This is a genomic window from Pedobacter sp. JY14-1 (genome assembly GCF_029269825.1).
GTDB lineage: Bacteria > Bacteroidota > Bacteroidia > Sphingobacteriales > Sphingobacteriaceae > Pedobacter.
Genome location: NZ_JARJHU010000003.1, coordinates 548,896 through 565,337 on the forward strand (window position 1 = coordinate 548,896; position 16,442 = coordinate 565,337).

At 40.3% G+C, this 16,442-nt stretch carries 17 protein-coding genes; 14 read left to right on the top strand and 3 right to left on the bottom strand.

Annotation, left to right across the window (positions count from 1 at the left end; genetic code table 11):
• Positions 1-55: 55 nt before the first annotated feature.
• Positions 56-229, top strand: a complete 174-nt coding sequence (locus P2W84_RS08455) for a hypothetical protein (RefSeq protein ID WP_276089687.1) — start codon at positions 56-58, stop codon at positions 227-229.
• 12 nt (positions 230-241) lie between these two features.
• Here the strand turns inward: P2W84_RS08455 and P2W84_RS08460 are convergent, their stop codons facing one another.
• Positions 242-478 (bottom strand): hypothetical protein, encoded by a 237-nt coding sequence (locus P2W84_RS08460; RefSeq protein WP_276089688.1) that lies wholly within the window; start codon positions 476-478, stop codon positions 242-244.
• A gap of 758 nt (positions 479-1,236) precedes the next feature.
• On the opposite strand from P2W84_RS08460, the gene P2W84_RS08465 reads away from it, so the two are divergent.
• The 9 genes from P2W84_RS08465 to P2W84_RS08505 all read left to right on the top strand — a co-directional run bounded on the left by P2W84_RS08465 (position 1,237) and on the right by P2W84_RS08505 (position 6,617).
• On the top strand, positions 1,237-1,416 hold the full coding sequence (locus P2W84_RS08465) for a hypothetical protein (RefSeq protein WP_276089689.1): 180 nt from the start codon (positions 1,237-1,239) through the stop codon (positions 1,414-1,416).
• Between the two features lie 2 nt (positions 1,417-1,418).
• A complete protein-coding gene (locus tag P2W84_RS08470) occupies positions 1,419-1,997 on the top strand; it encodes a toll/interleukin-1 receptor domain-containing protein (protein WP_276089690.1) in 579 nt (192 codons plus the stop codon).
• A 2-nt stretch (positions 1,998-1,999) separates the two neighbouring features.
• A complete protein-coding gene (locus tag P2W84_RS08475) occupies positions 2,000-2,947 on the top strand; it encodes a caspase family protein (RefSeq protein ID WP_276089691.1) in 948 nt (315 codons plus the stop codon).
• Position 2,948: 1 nt separating this feature from the next.
• On the top strand, positions 2,949-3,326 hold the full coding sequence (locus tag P2W84_RS08480) for a hypothetical protein (protein ID WP_276089692.1): 378 nt from the start codon (positions 2,949-2,951) through the stop codon (positions 3,324-3,326).
• A 9-nt stretch (positions 3,327-3,335) separates the two neighbouring features.
• Positions 3,336-3,932, top strand: coding sequence for a DUF6338 family protein (locus tag P2W84_RS08485; protein WP_276089693.1), 597 nt, complete (start codon positions 3,336-3,338; stop codon positions 3,930-3,932).
• Positions 3,933-3,942: 10 nt separating this feature from the next.
• The gene (locus tag P2W84_RS08490) at positions 3,943-4,155 is read left to right on the top strand and encodes a hypothetical protein (protein ID WP_276089694.1); all 213 of its coding nucleotides are present in this window, start codon (positions 3,943-3,945) and stop codon (positions 4,153-4,155) included.
• Between the two features lie 44 nt (positions 4,156-4,199).
• A complete protein-coding gene (locus P2W84_RS08495) occupies positions 4,200-4,517 on the top strand; it encodes a DUF3892 domain-containing protein (RefSeq protein ID WP_276089695.1) in 318 nt (105 codons plus the stop codon).
• A gap of 216 nt (positions 4,518-4,733) precedes the next feature.
• Positions 4,734-5,549: a hypothetical protein gene (locus P2W84_RS08500; protein WP_276089696.1), complete on the top strand. Its 816-nt coding sequence runs from the start codon at positions 4,734-4,736 to the stop codon at positions 5,547-5,549.
• The gene (locus tag P2W84_RS08505) at positions 5,550-6,617 is read left to right on the top strand and encodes a hypothetical protein (RefSeq protein ID WP_276089697.1); all 1,068 of its coding nucleotides are present in this window, start codon (positions 5,550-5,552) and stop codon (positions 6,615-6,617) included.
• Here the strand turns inward: P2W84_RS08505 and P2W84_RS08510 are convergent.
• Entirely contained in the window at positions 6,614-7,396 is a 783-nt protein-coding gene (locus tag P2W84_RS08510) for a sce7726 family protein (protein ID WP_276089698.1), read from the bottom strand. The genes P2W84_RS08505 and P2W84_RS08510 overlap by 4 nt on opposite strands.
• A gap of 619 nt (positions 7,397-8,015) precedes the next feature.
• On the opposite strand from P2W84_RS08510, the gene P2W84_RS08515 reads away from it, so the two are divergent.
• Entirely contained in the window at positions 8,016-8,582 is a 567-nt protein-coding gene (locus P2W84_RS08515) for an RNA polymerase sigma-70 factor (protein WP_276089699.1), read from the top strand.
• A 54-nt stretch (positions 8,583-8,636) separates the two neighbouring features.
• Here P2W84_RS08515 and P2W84_RS08520 read toward each other — a convergent pair whose 3' ends face one another.
• Positions 8,637-9,722, bottom strand: coding sequence for an ATP-binding protein (locus P2W84_RS08520; protein WP_276089700.1), 1,086 nt, complete (start codon positions 9,720-9,722; stop codon positions 8,637-8,639).
• A gap of 218 nt (positions 9,723-9,940) precedes the next feature.
• On the opposite strand from P2W84_RS08520, the gene P2W84_RS08525 reads away from it, so the two are divergent.
• The 3 genes from P2W84_RS08525 (at position 9,941) to P2W84_RS08535 (ending at position 16,440) form a co-directional block, all read left to right on the top strand.
• Positions 9,941-11,338 carry a FecR domain-containing protein gene (locus tag P2W84_RS08525; RefSeq protein ID WP_276089701.1) on the top strand — a complete coding sequence of 466 codons (1,398 nt, stop codon included), beginning with the start codon at positions 9,941-9,943 and terminating at the stop codon, positions 11,336-11,338.
• 277 nt (positions 11,339-11,615) lie between these two features.
• Positions 11,616-14,972 (top strand): SusC/RagA family TonB-linked outer membrane protein, encoded by a 3,357-nt coding sequence (locus P2W84_RS08530; RefSeq protein ID WP_276089702.1) that lies wholly within the window; start codon positions 11,616-11,618, stop codon positions 14,970-14,972.
• Positions 14,973-14,988: 16 nt separating this feature from the next.
• Positions 14,989-16,440: a RagB/SusD family nutrient uptake outer membrane protein gene (locus P2W84_RS08535; protein ID WP_276089703.1), complete on the top strand. Its 1,452-nt coding sequence runs from the start codon at positions 14,989-14,991 to the stop codon at positions 16,438-16,440.
• Positions 16,441-16,442: the final 2 nt, after the last annotated feature.

Genomic DNA, 16,442 nt, shown 5'->3' on the forward strand with positions numbered 1-16,442 from the left:
CGCGGGTCGCAAGAAACACTAAATTACGACCTCAAGCACTAACTGGATTCCATTTTTGATTGCTGATCAAGGCATCCGCGAATTCCTTGACACGGAGGTTATCGCATCCAGGAAATATAGTCTTGCGAAGGTTTTGAACTATCCCAGAGCTTTGCTGGACAGCAAGCCATGGCTGATCATGCACAAGATTGATCCTATCATATCAAGAAGGTTGAGTTTTGTGTTCTAGAATTTTTACCCGTTAGGATATAAATATGGAAGAGATAATTACTTGGTTGTTGCTTTCGATTTCTTCAACAGAGAGACTGGTTAATTCGGCGATTTCGTCTATGGGCATATTTTTATTACGAAGTTTCTGAGCAATTTCCAGTGCTTTTTCGGTTTTGCCCTTTGCCTGACCAATGGCTTCTCTTTCAAGCTTAGCCTGCGAAAGCGCCGCTGCGTTGTCCCATTTGCTTTTGAGTTCCTGATCGTACATCTTTTGTTCCTCCCTGGTTAGGTTGGCATATTCGCCAACGCTGTAAAGTTTACCAAAAAATCGTGTCTTTCAGATGGCAACTGGATTCTTGACTGCTAATCACATCACCTGAATGACTCTTAGCGTTAATTATTAGCTGATGTGACAATAAAGAAATATAGATTTTGAGCATTAATAAATTTATACGTGTACTTATTACACTAACTGACAGAATGTTAGCAATGTCATGATAACGTTAAAGGCTGCCATAATAGCGGATTTCTATAAATGACAATGTTGATAAAAATAATTTTTTCTTGTTTCAGAAAAAAAAGTATTTGATAATACTGGGGATTAAATTTCCCGTTAACTCTAATTTTTTTGGATTTTCACTTCAATAACTGAGTTAATACACAGGTTTTCCAATAATTATGCCAATTTAATTAGCATTAAATAAAGCGGTGTGACACTACTGACATTAGATAGTTTTGGCATAGCCGTTGACAGTAGAAGTTGGTAAAGCCTGCAAGAATTTTTCGAGGATTGATGCAGGCTCCCATTTACAAAAGCATAGGAAGTCGGGATGACTATCCCAAACTGTACAGTTATTGAACAAATTAAAGGTATAAATAGTTTTTGCTATAGGAATTATTTGTTCCGTCGTTTGACGCTTTAATGTACACGATATGTTTTGAGAAGTCATTTTACGAAGTTAAAATGAAAGTTAATGCTTGCTGCTTGCCAAGCAGAGTAGGCGATTGTACATTTAAATCAATATTATGGCAACAAACGGAAAGGCTGGCGACGGTCAAAAAAAAGCGACTATAAGAGAAGGGCTTCAAATACTCAACCCCAAACCGGCGCAATGGGTTAAAAGGAACGCCAACTTTGACAGGTTCAGAGAAGTAAAAATAGACGGTATCCCCTTCAAAGAAGTCAGAAAGGCGAGGGGGAACTAAGCATGGCATTATTTACCAGCTCTTATTTAAAAGAGGTCTATAAACGTAGAACAATTAATTTAGTGGAGAATGCCAGAGCAAGAGTGTTTTCAAAACCAGAAAGCGCTGTATTCGACATATTTCTGTGTCATAGTTTTGCTGATAAAGAAACAATAGGGGGACTATACACTGAATTAACAAATCAAGGCTACAGTGTTTATGTAGATTGGATTGTCGACCCTCAACTCGACAGAAACAATGTCACCAAAGAAACAGCTGAATTGATCCGCAAAAGACTAAAAAATTCTAAGAGTTTGTTACTGGCAGTATCGACCAATGCCGATCTGTCCAAATGGATGCCTTGGGAGTTGGGTTATGTAGATGGACACGCTGGTAATTGCGCATTAGTGCCGATCGAAACAAGCAATGCAAATGTTACTGTTTTCAATCGGAGAGAATATTTGTTATTGTATCCGTATGTTAAAAGAAATGGTAATTATTCTGATCTTTTTGTAGCAGAGTCAAATAACATTTACTCGAGTTTCGATAATTGGTTAAAGTATAAAACCAAACCAGGGTATCAGTTCAGCGCAATTTTATAACTATGAGAAAGGCATTGATAGTAGGGATAAACGATTATCCAACAGCACCTTTGGCGGGATGTGTCAATGATGCTATGGCAATGAAGAATGTACTAGAACGGGATGGCGATGGATCTCCTAACTTTCAGGTTAAATTGTTAGTGGAGCCTTCAACCAGGGTTTCTAAAGCGATACTTCGGAAAGCTATTACTGATCTATTCAGAGGAGAAGCGGACGTAGCACTATTGTATTTTTCTGGTCATGGACTGTTAAAATCATCTACCGGATATCTGATTACGTCAGACTATATAGTACATGACGAAGGGATTTCGATGGACGAGATATTAAAGCTCGCCATCTCATCTAAAATCAAAGACAAGATCATTATTCTGGATTGCTGCAATTCGGGTAGCTTTGGGGAGTTGGGACTGGGTGTTGATACCAATTCAGTCTTGGGTGAAGGGATGACCATCCTTACTGCATGTCATAATGACGAAACTTCATTAGAAAGTAATGGAAGAGGTATATTTACGACCTTAATCGTTGATGCGCTTCAAGGCGGGGCCGCTGACATTAGAGGGAATATAACTCCCGGGAGTATTTATGCCTATGTAGATGAGGCCTTGGGCGCCTGGGACCAACGACCAGTTTTTAAAACTAATGTTGGCAGGTTTACTCCAATCAGGAAGATTGCACCTAAAGTGCCTCTTGAGATGCTAAGGAATCTGACAACCTACTTCGATACGCCTGAAGCCGATCACAAGTTGTCACCCAAATATGAGGATAGCGAGGCTGATCACGACCCGGAGAAGGTCAAGATATTTAAAGAATTGCAAAAGTTTGTAGCCGTTGGATTGGTTTTGCCGGTTGGTGAGGAGCATATGTATTATGCAGCAATGAACTCTACCTCATGCAAGTTAACAGCAATGGGTTATCAATATTGGAGACTAGTAAAAGAAGGGAAAATTTAACATGAAAAGAATATTTGTTGCATTTGCTATAGAAGATCAGACCGAAAAGTTTTTATTCACCGGGCAAGCTAAAAATGATGCAGTACCATTTGAATTTGTGGATATGTCAGTTAAAACACCATGGGATTCTGCGTGGAAAACCAACTGCAGAACCAGAATAGCTGGTTGTCACGGCACAATTGTATTGGTATCACCTAATTTGAGACATGCAGAAGGTGCATTGTGGGAGGTGAAATGTGCTTTAGATCTGGGACTTCCAGTAAAGGGCGTATTTATAAAAGGCGCAAATTATTTGAGTATTCCGGCAGAGATGGCCGGTAAGGTAGATTGCTGCTCATGGAACCATCAGGAACTGGCAAGATTTGTTAAAAGCTTATAAAAATAAAACATGGAATTTTTAAAAGCAGAAAACTTGTTTTTTTTCATTACCATGTTTCTTCCGGGTTTCATATCTGTTAAGGTGTACCATTCCATAGTTGCCAATGATAATTATGACTTTTCAAAAAACCTATTAGAAATTATAGGCTATAGCGTCATAAATTTTCTACTCAATTCCTGGCTTATTTTACTTGGAATCAGCAATGACTGGATATTTATCCAAAGCAGTTGGATTTACCCATCTATATTTTGGATATTTTTTATTTCGCCAGTATTATGGCCAATCATTTTAAATAGGTTACTAAGATGGAGGATTCTTAAGCGCTATGTGCTTAGCAATCAGAAATCGGCATGGGATTATTATTTTAATCTCCGACGGTCTGCCTATGTCATTGTCCATTTAAATGATGGAACCAGAGTTGGAGGATATTTCGGGACGAACTCTTATGCCTCTAGATATCCGTGTAAAGAAGCATTATATCTGGAGACTGCATGGGAATTAAGAGATGTTTCAGATGAGCGGAAGTTTAAAAAAGTAGCAGAGCAAACCAATGGATTATTGATACTAAATGGAAATATAAAATATATTGAATTTTTTACCACTTAAACTTAATATTATGTCAGAGGAAAACAAACACAAAAATCCCTTTGAAGGTCTCGACCGTAAGGAAATCGAAGAATTAATTCACAAGCGGCAAAATCCCTCTCGCCCCGATGCCAGTATTGAAAAAGGAATTCAAGGAGGTCTTAACGAGGGATATCAGCCTACTAAAAATATTTCAGGGCTTCCTCCAGGGGCAGACAAGCCTGATAAAGGGGAAGAAGAATAGAGTGTATGGATGATTAAGCATTAATTAATTAATTAACATTGACTATGACAGAATACAGGATATCTGGTATTTGGAAAAATACAGATGGTGTGATTACCGCATATGCTTTTCACAGGGTTATCAATACTATTACTCTCACCAGAGCAGAAAAGAAATCAAAAGCTCAAGCTATTGCTACAGTTGAATTAGCTGGTAATAGCGTAACTACTTGGGTGTGGAATTATAAAACAGCGAGGTTTGACATTGGCGAAACCGTCACAGTAGTTGGAACTGGCACTAATAAATATCTTAGGTCTAATCCCGACAACAAATTGACTGATAATCTTGGTCATCTGATCAATTTTGATTGGATTGCCCCTTGATATTTGTTTGCTCTAAAAAAACAAAATAAGCTGTGGATTTTCCATCGCTCTTATTTCATGGTTAAGTATTTCTTAACTTGTTTATGCAGGCCAAGAAAATACAAGATATCAAAGATTAGATGAATTCGAGGTTTTTTGGGACTATTGATAGCTTAATGTTACCTAAATAGTGAGAAAAACGAATTTTGGTTACTTTAGTAAACAAAAAAATAGCGAGTGCCAAAGTATACCAGACAAATTGTTGTTTTTCTTGATGTATTGGGGTTCAGCGTAATGCTGCCTAAGTTCGAAAAAGAGGCCTTAAATCATTCAAATCCTGAAGACGGCGACTATCATGAATCCGAATCATTAAATAGGTTACTAACCATCTTCAGAGATGCCATAAATTTGATTGAGGCTAGGAATTGCAACTATTATTTGTTCAGTGATAACATTTGTATTACCATCAATTATATCGTCGAGGACACCGAATATTCGGGACTTTTTGTAGATATACTTCAACTTATCAATATTCTCAATTATGAATTTGTGAAAGAAGGATATTTTCTAAGAGGAGGTATCGATGTGGGATGGTTTTTAGACAGCAGGGATATCGCGGCTGGGATGCCATTGGTAAACGCATATCTTTTGGAAAGCAAAAAGGCTGTTTACCCCAGGGTACTTATTTCTATGGACTATGTTAATATTATAAACGCTTATAAAGCAAACAACCAATTTGATGACCGGCAGGTGTTTATACTTGACCAGATTTTGATATCAGATGACGAACAAATATTTATAAATTACTACCTTGAAGTACTTAATTTCGAGGATCCTGCTTCGAAGATTGACTTTCTTAAAGCATATAAAGAACGGATATCATATTCGCTGAATTTGCATAAGGGAGTTGAGAAAATTTTTGAAAAGTACCGCTGGTCTGCTGAACGATTCAATGAGTTTTTGGGCTACTATATAAGAAATATTGAAACACTGGAGCCAGAACTAAATGAAGAAGGCTATCTGGCAAAAGTTGAAACATTAAAGATTAACTAAATGAATGCTAAATATTTTCCGGTTCTCAGGGCGAGACAGCAAGAGATTGATGTTTTGCAGAAGTTCGATTTCGGTAGCCAGATCATACCGATTGTTGAAATCATTAAAGAGAAAGACCGCAAGGATAACCCTGAAAGCAGGTATACTATTTATAGCAAGCTTTTTAACGCTGTACAATCAGAAAAAGTGATTGTAGATTTACCGATCTATCTGACCCCAAAAGTGAGTACCAGTGCTGAAGTAAGAACTTTTTATCTCTCTACCATTAGTAATCTCCATAATAGGATTGCTTTCTACCTCGAATTCGAGAGGTTAAGAGATAAGATTATCCCAGTAATATCAATTCTTAAACCGGTTTCTGAAGAAACTGACACGCTAATAAAGCAATTTGAAGTTCTTGCTTCGATTTTCCCCCAGTTGGCATTTAGGATTTTCTACAATAATTTTGATGCCGCAATAAGTGAACTACAATTGCTCGAATTGCGTCCTGATGATTTGATTATTTACGACTTGGACACTACAAATATCACCAATCCTATAGTATCAAAACATAAAAAGAGCATGGACTTGCTTTATGATCATTTATACAAGATTATTATTAGAAGTGCGATTAATACAGATATCCAAAACGTGGCTTTGGACCATGAGGAGGTAATCGGACAAGCGGACAACAGTTTGCGTGACCTATATAAAATGCCACAATGGAGGTTTAGCGCGTTTGGTGACTATGCAGGTGTAAAAAAAGATGATATAACATCTGGAGGAGGGGTTAGTCCCGGACTGGTGTTCTATAATCCTGATGAGAATTTGTATTATGGTTTTAGAGGTCCTACTAAAAATCTTTTGGAATTTGAACAGACGATTATTCCTGCCGTACTTCAAATGGGTTTTGTGAACTCATGGACAGAGAAGAACTCCGCTTTCATTGAAGGTAATCCCGGCTATGATAGACTGATCAATATTCGTAACGGGCATGAACCATCCCGAAGCCAGGCTAAGTACAAATGGATTTCCATAATGCACTATCTGCACTGCATGAAGGTTTTGATATCGCAAGGAGCAATTTAAAAGTCCTTTTGGTAAAGTAATGATGGAGATTCCTGTGTGCTAAAAAAAAACTGGAAATCTATAGGAAGAATCTGATGCTGATGGGTTTTTAAAAAATTCCATCTCTGCGCATATCTGGCTTTAAGTATAGTTTTAAATACTTTGTTGATTGTAGTCGGTTTAAGATGTTTCAGCAGGTCATCGATTTCATCTCTGCTGCTGCCAAAATAATTTTTCAATTCCTTAACTGTGAGTAGTCCAAGTTGGGACTTTGAGCATAAATCAGTGTTTTTTGTAGGTTGACGAAGCGTCTTCAATCTACCTTTTTCAATCGAGTAAATGCCGAAGGTCTGAGGTAAAATATTTAGGGCTTCTGGAAGATGCTTTTTGTCAAGAATTATAGAATTGTATTCAAAAACAGCCTTATAATCAACCACCTGTTTGGGCAACTTGCTGAGATTGTCAAGCTGCGTTTTAATTTCATAACATTTTGATACACCATTTATGCTCACAAAATCTGCCCGACTATTCCTGACTTTTAACTCAAATCCTCCAATTGTGTCAATATTCAGGTATTTCTTTGCTATTTGGTATTTAATCACCTCTTCTCCAGAGTAATTTCCTAGCAAAATCGAGTTGATATGACTATGTAACTGGTACTTATTGAAAGAAGATAAATCTACTTCAGGATTTACCGATTGTATCAATTGCTTTAACCTGCTGAAATATAGTAAAGGTGAATAGCTTCTTGCAAGTGCACTAGCTTTATCGGATCCAAGATTACGATGCTTATTATTCATTCAATATAATCTCGTGTCAAATATAGCGCATAATCTATCTATTATCATGTTTTTGGTATTTATTTTTCACTATTCAGCTGTAAATTCTCCAAATCTCGGAGTCTTTACATGGCGGAAAACTTCACTTAATTAAGTAGCTTTTCTTTTTGAGTTCTACAGTAAAATGTTCCATCTTGTTATTTATAAGAAGGCTTTCCGTACTATCTAGGTTTCGATCCATATGTTTTTATAATTCCACTTAAAGCCTGTATTTGCTTCCAGTCTTTTCAAGGCACCGAAAATCTGCTCTTCCATGTTCATTAATGGTTTGTGTACACGTTACGTGAACACTCAGAAATAGTGAACAAAAATTAGAAATGCAATTGTTGCTAAATATTGGAGTGTATTTAGTTAAAGCAGGGATAGACATTTGTAGAATTCTGTTATGATAATTATTACCTGAATAAATCTTGCAATCGAGATCGCTTCGAAAGCTGTGCATTCTCGCAAAGACGTGGCAGTGGCGGAGATTACCATATGGAATATTGGCTGGATGTGTGGATAACAGAAAATTTGTATTAACTTTTCCGGGAATTTAACTAACTTAATATCAGGGAAGGGGGGCGACCTCAGAAATGAAATGAGTGCGTACAGCGCATATACCGATCGGGAATTGCTGGCTTTGATCAAGGCGGATGACTATGCTGCGTTTGGTGAGCTCTATGGGCGGCATGGGGATGCTTTGTATGGGGCTGCGTATAATATCCTGCGGGAGCGGGAGGCCTGCAGGGATGTCGTGCAGGATATCTTCATCTGGTTCTGGGAACACAGGCAGCAGTGGCAGCTGGAGAGCTGCAGGGGTTATCTGCTGACGGCGGTGAAATTTAAGATGGCCAATTACATCAGGAACAATAAGGTGCACAAGGGCTTTTTTACCGCGATCTCTGAAATTGACCTGGGCGACGAGGACGAACAAAGTGCATTGGAGGTGAAGGAACTGAGCAGCCTGATCCGGTCGCTGGCTGACCAGTTGCCCGGCAAGTATGGGGAGATATTTAGGCTGAGCCGGTATGAGCACCTGAGCAATAAGGAAATCGCCGGCAGGATGGGGATAAGTGAGAAGACGGTAGAAAACCAGATGACCATTGCACTAAAGAAGCTGCGGGAGAAGCTGGGACCGAATGGCGCGTTTACACTGTTCTTGTAGGGCGGGGGGGGGGCTGAAAGGCCCGCAGTCCAGTCTATTCTAATCCAGAATTGATCAGGTACGCAGCACAGGAAGGTATACCTTAAATACCGATCCGGCTCCGGGTTTGCTGTCCAGTTCGATCTTTCCGCCGGCGCCGGTAACGATGGTATTGACCAGGTATAAGCCCACTCCCGAGCCATTGTTGTCCTGCTTAACGCGCTCAAATTTTTCAAAAATGGATCGCTGCGCTTCCGGGGTGATGCCTATCCCATTGTCCGATACGCTGATTACAAAGTACCCGTCTTGCTCCCCGCTGCTGACCAGTATTTCCGGTGTGCGCTCTATGGGGCAATATTTGATGGCATTGGCGATCAGGTTGTAAATGACACTACGCAGTTTGCGCCGCACAAATTTGACCTCACCTGATTTCAGGTTTGTCCTGATCACCGCATTCGATTCTGTGATCTGGTGCGCCAGGGCAAGCCTGACATCTTCCAGGATATTCTCCAGATCGATCAGTTCCTCTGCAGCCTGGTGCCGCTGCGGTTTCCAGCGGCTGTCTACCAGGTCATTGACAACCTTTTTGATATTGCCCAGGCTCCTTTCGACATTTTCCATCAATACGGGGTACATTTCCGGCTCCTGCTGAGGGACTCTTTTCAACATCTCTATAGTGAGGCCAAGCGCCAGAATGGGATTCTTGATGTCATGCGCGATGGTATCCAGCAGTAACTCATGCTCGGCGATCAGCCGCTCCTGTTCTTTAAGGTCCCTGATGCGCGGGGTAATGTCTACAAAGGTGATGATGACCCCGTCCGTCTTGTTATCCTTGCGCCTGATGTAAGGCAGGATATTCATCTGGTACCAGTGCATGTCGGTGGTCTGAATCTCTTTTTGCAGGATTTTGGAAGTGGAGATGACCACCCCGATGTTATCAAGGATTGTGGGAAAGCGGAAGTTCTCTTTGATGTCCTCCAGGTGCATGCCGATGTGCTCATCCTTCAGGTTAAACTGCTTCATGGCCGGAGGGGTGAACTTTCGTAAAATCAGATTTGCATCGACAAATAACTGGGGGATAATGGTGTTGGAGAAGTAATTTTCGAGTTCTTCGTTTAACTCCAGCAGTGCATCAAGTTGCCGGGATTCTTGTTTATTCATTATGGGATGATTTTTTACCGCCATCGCTGGGGCGATCTAAGTTACGAATAATGCATGAAAAAGTGATGAAGGCTAATCATGGAGAAATATGAGGCGTTAATAGACATGTGTAATTAAAATCCCGCATTAAAATGTGTAAACTACAGATTTAAAAAAAAAGTTTGCATTCGTTTGGGGGGTGGGGTGATTTTTTGTGCTTTACAGGTATAGACGATTGTATGAACCGTGAAGAATTCATTATACTGGCAGATCGGGTAGCGGGGGGAACGGCGACTGAGGCTGAGCTTAGGCGGTATAATGGCTATTATAATGAATACCAGGCACGGCAGAACAGCTGGGACGAGGTTTCGCCGGTGCAGAAGCAGCAAATGCTGGTGGCGGCTAAACAAGGAATTGACGCGCAGATCGGGGAGTACAACAATGAGGATTTAAAAGATGTGCGGAAGCAGGTGAGGCTGTGGCCGAGGTTTGCGGGAATTGCGGCTGCGGTGGCGGTGGTTGTGTTTGGGGTGTGGTTGTACAGGTTTGAGTTTGCCTCGCAGACTCGCGATGACGGGCCGGGGCCTAACGGGGAACTGGTGAATGATGTGGCCCCAGGTGGTTATGGCGCGACGATTACGCTGGCGAATGGGCATGTGATCCATTTGGACAGTGCGAAGAAAGGCGTGGTTGTAGGAGGCGCTGCGGGAGCGGTGGCTTTAAGGTATGAGGATGGCGCTGAGATTGCTTCGGAAGCTGCGCCATCTCGCAATGACGATCGTCTTAATTCGTCATCCCGAGGTAACGAGGGATCTCTTGGCGATGCTAATTCAAGAGATGTCTCCTCGCGTCGACATGACGGAACTCGGGATGACGTTGTGAAGTTTATCGCGACAACGGCCAAAGGGCAGACGTATTCCTTTACATTGCCTGACGGAACCAGGGTCTGGTTAAATGCCGATTCAAGATTAGAGTTCCCTAACCAGTTTTCTGGAAAAGAGAGAAAAATATTGTTGCAAGGTGAAGCGTATTTTGCGGTGAAACATAATGATCAACAACCGTTTAGGGTAGTGAGTAAAACGCCAGATGGAAAGGGACAGTTAGTAGAGGATATCGGGACGGAGTTTAACATTAATGCCTATGCGGATGAAAGAAGTGTGAAGACGACGCTGGTGGAAGGCTCGGCCCGCGTCATTCCGATCACCCAAGCCCGTCATTCCGACGACAGGAGGAATCTCTTGAATGGCATGGACAAGGGATCTCTCGCTGCGCTCGAGATGACGGGGAAAAACAATGACGGCAAAGGGGTAACGCTAAGTCCTAACCAGCAGGGGACGTTGCAGGATGGCAGGATAAAGGTAAACAAAGTAGACGTAGAGCGGGAGATTGCCTGGAAGAAGGGGGATTTTATATTCAACAACGAGCGGCTGGGCGATATCATGATAGCGCTGAGCAGGTGGTACAACATAGAAGTGAGTTATGCAGATGATAGCCTGAAGGATATCCGGCTGGGTGGCTTTGTGTCGAGGAGCAAGAACATATCTGCAGTGCTGAAGATGATGAAGCTGACCAAGCGGGTGGATTTTCAGATAAAGGATAGAAAGATAATTGTCATTCCCTATAAACCAATCAACTAAACAGTAAACCAACAAACCAAACCAAAGAAAATGGAAAGACATTTACGAACGGAAAGTTAAGCAGCAAAGGGGACTAAAATAAAGAAGGATAGTGTTGCGACCACTATCCTCCGGAGTTTGAGTCAACCTTTCCCGACTGGCCGGAATGCCGGAGCGGGAAGAACGATTTATTGCAAACAGTTATTGAATCAACTCAAACCAACGTAAAGCTATGAATTTAAATGCTTTTAACATAGGCATGCCGCGCTTGTGGCTGCCGCCCAAATTATTGCTAATTATGAAGCTGATCATAATTATATTATTCACCACCCTGATGCAGGTTAGCGCATCGACCTTTGGCCAGAAAGTTACCCTTGCAGAGCGCAACACAAGCCTGGAAAAGGTATTCCAGAAAATGCGGCAGCAAACCGGATACGACTTCCTGTTTGACGCAGAAGTTGTGAAAGTGGCTAAGCCAGTAAACATCAACGTGAGCAACGCGCCACTCAGCGAAGCACTGGAACTGTGCCTGAAAAACCAAAACCTCGACTTCACCATCGAAGAAAAATCAGTGATCGTCAGCCGTGCAAAAGAAAAAGGATTTCTGGATAACCTCATTGCGCGATTTCAGAGCATTGATGTCAGAGGTAAGGTTGTGGATTCCTTAGGGAATGGATTGGCCGGGGCGACGGTGAGTGTGAAGAATGGGAAGCAGAGTACGCAGACTGCTGCAAATGGGGATTTTTATTTGAAGAATGTGGAGGAAAATGCTGTTTTAATTATCTCATATTTGGGCTACGTCACTAAGGAACAGCCAGCTAGTAAGGAATTCAACCATATTCAACTACAGATGAGTACTTCCAAGCTCGATGAAGTACAGGTGATTGCATATGGGACTACATCGAGGAGATTAGGCACAGGAAATATTACGACAATAAAAGCCCAAGACATAGAAAAGCAGAATATTAATAATCCGCTTTTGGCACTTCAAGGCCGTGTACCGAACTTAATCGTCACTCCCGCGACAGGTCTGCCAGGAACCCCTATAAAAATTCAGCTAAGAGGGCAAAATAGTTTGACAGGGTTAACGAGTGAGCCATTGATTGTGATAGATGGTATTCCTTTTATTAACACTTTGTCTGGATCTTATTTTGGATATAATAACTTTAGCGTTTCCGCCTTAGGCTTTATAAATCCTTCAGATATTGAGTCAATCGATGTACTTACCGATGCAGACGCGACATCAATTTATGGATCTAGAGGCGGCAACGGAGTGATCCTTATAACGACAAAAAAAGGGAAACCAGGTATCACAAAAATGAATTTCTCTTTGAATAGTGGATATGGAGAAATTGAAAGAAGTTTGAATGTTTTAAATACTTCCCAATATTTGGAAATGCGAAGGGAAGCATATTCTAATGATGGGTTATCCATCCCATCAAAAAATTCACCAGTGGCAGATAGAACATTTGAAAATTACGATTTAACTTTTTGGGACGAAGAAAGATCGAATGATTGGCAAAAAGAACTATTATCGGGCCAGGCTCAACAATATAATGTTCAAGGATCAATTCAGGGCGGGTCTAACAATGTTCAATATTTTGTCAGTGGGTCATTAAATAAGTTAGGATATTTATTTCCTGGTGATAATAAGTTTATTACCGGAGCTGGTAGATTCAGCATTTCCGGGAAGTCACTTAACAAAAGATTCGCTTTAGATTTAAATGGAGGACTCACTTCTACTGCGGCTACCAATTCAGGGAGCGATGTAACCTTTTTAGCAATGAGTTTGGCTCCAAATGCTCCATCACTATATAAAGATGATGGAACTCTAAATTGGGAAATTGATCCTCAAACGGGATATAGCACTTTCGATAATCCTATCGCAAATGTACGTAATGTATCAACTTCAAAGGTCAGTATAATTAATGCAACAACTGTTTTAAATTATGCTTTACTATCAAATTTGACACTCGCAACGTCTTTAGGGTTTTCAGATACGTATTCTGACAATTATTTTCCAATAACTATCGCGTCCCAAAATCCGACTAATCTTTTTGCAAGCGGAAGCGCATTTTTCGGGAAGGGAAAAGCCAATTCTATAAGTTTAGATCCATACTTAAAATACATCCAAAAGATAAATCAAGGACAATTGCAGATTATGATTGGTGGTTCTTGGCAGAAGCAAACTAACACATTTCAGCGGATTAGTGGTGGTGGCTTTACCAGTGACGCTTTATTGAAGGATATTAGCAAAGCTGATAACCGTTTGATTTCTGGCGGAAATACAAGCTCCGAATATAAGTCCGTATCAGTCTTCGGCAGAATAAACTACAATTGGCAAGATAAGTATATAGGTAATATCAACCTAAGACGTGATGGCAGCAGTCGTTTTGGGCCAAAGGATAAGTTTGGTAATTTTTGGTCGGTTGCTGGCGCATGGAATTTTTCAAATGAGGATTTTGTTAAATCATCGCTAAAAGTCATCAGTTTTGGAAAGATCAGGGCAAGCTATGGAAGTGGCGGGAATGACAACATTGGAGATTATAAGTACTTGGAGTTATTCGAATCCTTGTTGTTTGGCAGTGTAACATATCAGGGAGTTAAGCCAATAGTTTCCCCTGGAGCTGTTAATGCTTATTATACGTGGGAAGATATAAGAAAGGGTGAAGTAGGATTGGATCTTGGAATTTTCAAAGATCGGGTTATTATTGGAGCGTCGCGATGGACAAATATCTCTTCAAATCAGTTGGGTCAATTGATTTTACCTGCAACCACCGGGGGCTATGCAATAACAATTAACCAGCCAGCGAAAATTGAAAATACCGGGTGGGATTATACTGCGAATATTAGGACGATCGATGGAAAGAATTTCACCTGGTCTACCAATTTGAATATGGGGTATCAAAGGAATAGATTGCTTGTTCTTCCTGATTCATATACATCGACTACGCCTAGTATTCAGTACTTTAAGGAGCGAAAAGAGAATCCCGTTGGACGTCCTTTCTCAGGTATGATTCCGGTATATGAATCTAAAGGTGTTGATAAGGAAACTGGAATGTTTAGATTCTCAGACAAAGAAGGAAATATCAATCCTCTAGGTTTCGGATACTTGTATTCTAAATTGATTAATACTAATCCTCAATTTTCTGGAGGTGTTTCAAATGCGTTTACTTATAGGGGAGTGACTCTTGATATATTCATGCAATTCGTAAAGCAATTAGGACGCGATGTAAAATATGAAGGGCTTTTTGCAGTACCCGGAACAAATCAGTCGGGATATTTAGGGAACCAGTTGACTGATGTTATGCAAAGATGGAGAAAACCTGGAGATATATCGGAATTTCAACGATTCACTGCAACAGGCCAAGTCCAGGGTAGTCCAGCTACAGCATTTGATACATTCAATAACAAATTCAATAGTAATGATAGCTGGGTAGATGCTTCTTTTATAAAATTGAGGAATGTGGCTATTTCCTACGATGTTCCGAAATCACTGTTAAAGCGGGCCGGGCTGGATGAGTTAAAATGCTATATACGAGCTCAAAATCTTTTAACTATAACAAAATACAAAGGTTTGGATCCAGAGACTCAAAGTAGTAGCAGATTGCCTCAACTTCGAACTTTTATTGCAGGTATTCAACTTAGTTTATAACGATAATATCTTATTTATGAAGTCAATGATTAAAAAGCTATTCTGTTGGAAGATATGGCTATTAGTTACATGTTTCACATTAACAATATTTCAATCTTGTAAAAAAATACTTGATGTTAGTCTTCCCGTTGATAAATCGACAGCAAATGATGTATATAATAATCCGCTGTTATCGTCATACGCAATGACAGGGATTTATGCTTATATAACGTTAGCTATGAGCACTCAGTTATCAGTTGATCCTGCATCAATGGCAGATGACCTAAACAAGATAACTAAAGACCCTACTTATATAAATGATCTATCACCCAATCGAGGGTTCAATTTTTGGAATGATGCATATAGAAATGTAATTTTTCGTTGCAATTCTATAATTGAAGGAGTGAGTTCTTCTAAAGTGTTGCCCGAAAATGCTAAAAATATCCTGATTGGAGAAGCTAAATTCACAAGAGCTTGGATGTATTTTTATCTAGTTAACTACTATGGGGACGTTCCTCTTGTCTTAACAACAGATATTAAGTCAAATGTCAGTATATCGAGAAGTAACTCTGATATCATTTATCAGCAGATTGTTGTTGATTTATTAGATGCGCAGATCCGTCTCAAAGACCAATATTTGGGTGTTGATTTAGCAAGTAGTGTACCTGAGAAAATCCGGCCGAATAAGAGTGCTGCGACTGCCCTTCTTGCAAGAGCGTATCTGTATATGTCAAAATGGGATCTTGCGGAATTAGAAGCATCCAAGATTATTAGCCAATCTAACGTTTATGAGCTTGAGAATCTTGATAAGGTCTTCACCAAAAGCAGTAAAGAGGCTATTTGGCAACTACAACCAAATCCTTCGGATTTTATGGGGAATTTTAATACGGGTGATGGGAGGGCATTTATACCATCGACGATGAGGTTTGAAAATGTGTCTTTTAAAGTTGGAACATCACTGCTAAATGCGTTTGAGACTGGGGATGACCGAAGAGATAAATGGACAAAAGATTTTAATATTAATGGAATACATTATATAGTTCCGTATAAGTATAAGCTAGGAAACAAGGACATTAGTCAGAATGCAACCCAAGAGGAATTTGTAACAGTGTTGAGATTGAGTGAACAATATCTTATCAGAGCAGAAGCTAGAGCCATGCAAGGACGTTTCTCAGGAGATAATGGCGCGTTGAGCGATATTAATAAAGTCCGAAATAGAGCAAATCTATCTTCTCTAGTGTTAGACGATAAAGACCAAATCATCGTGGCACTTATGCAGGAACGCAGAATTGAACTTTTTACAGAATTCGGCCATAGGTGGCTTGACTTAAAAAGACAAAAGCTGCTCGATGAAGTGATGTCGAAATCAACGGTAGAAAAGGGGGGAACTTGGAGTTCTTACAAAGCATTGCTTCCAATCCCTTCCGATGAATTTAAATACAATTCCGCTCTTATTGGCCATCAAAATCCAGGCTACCCAGAACAGTAGAA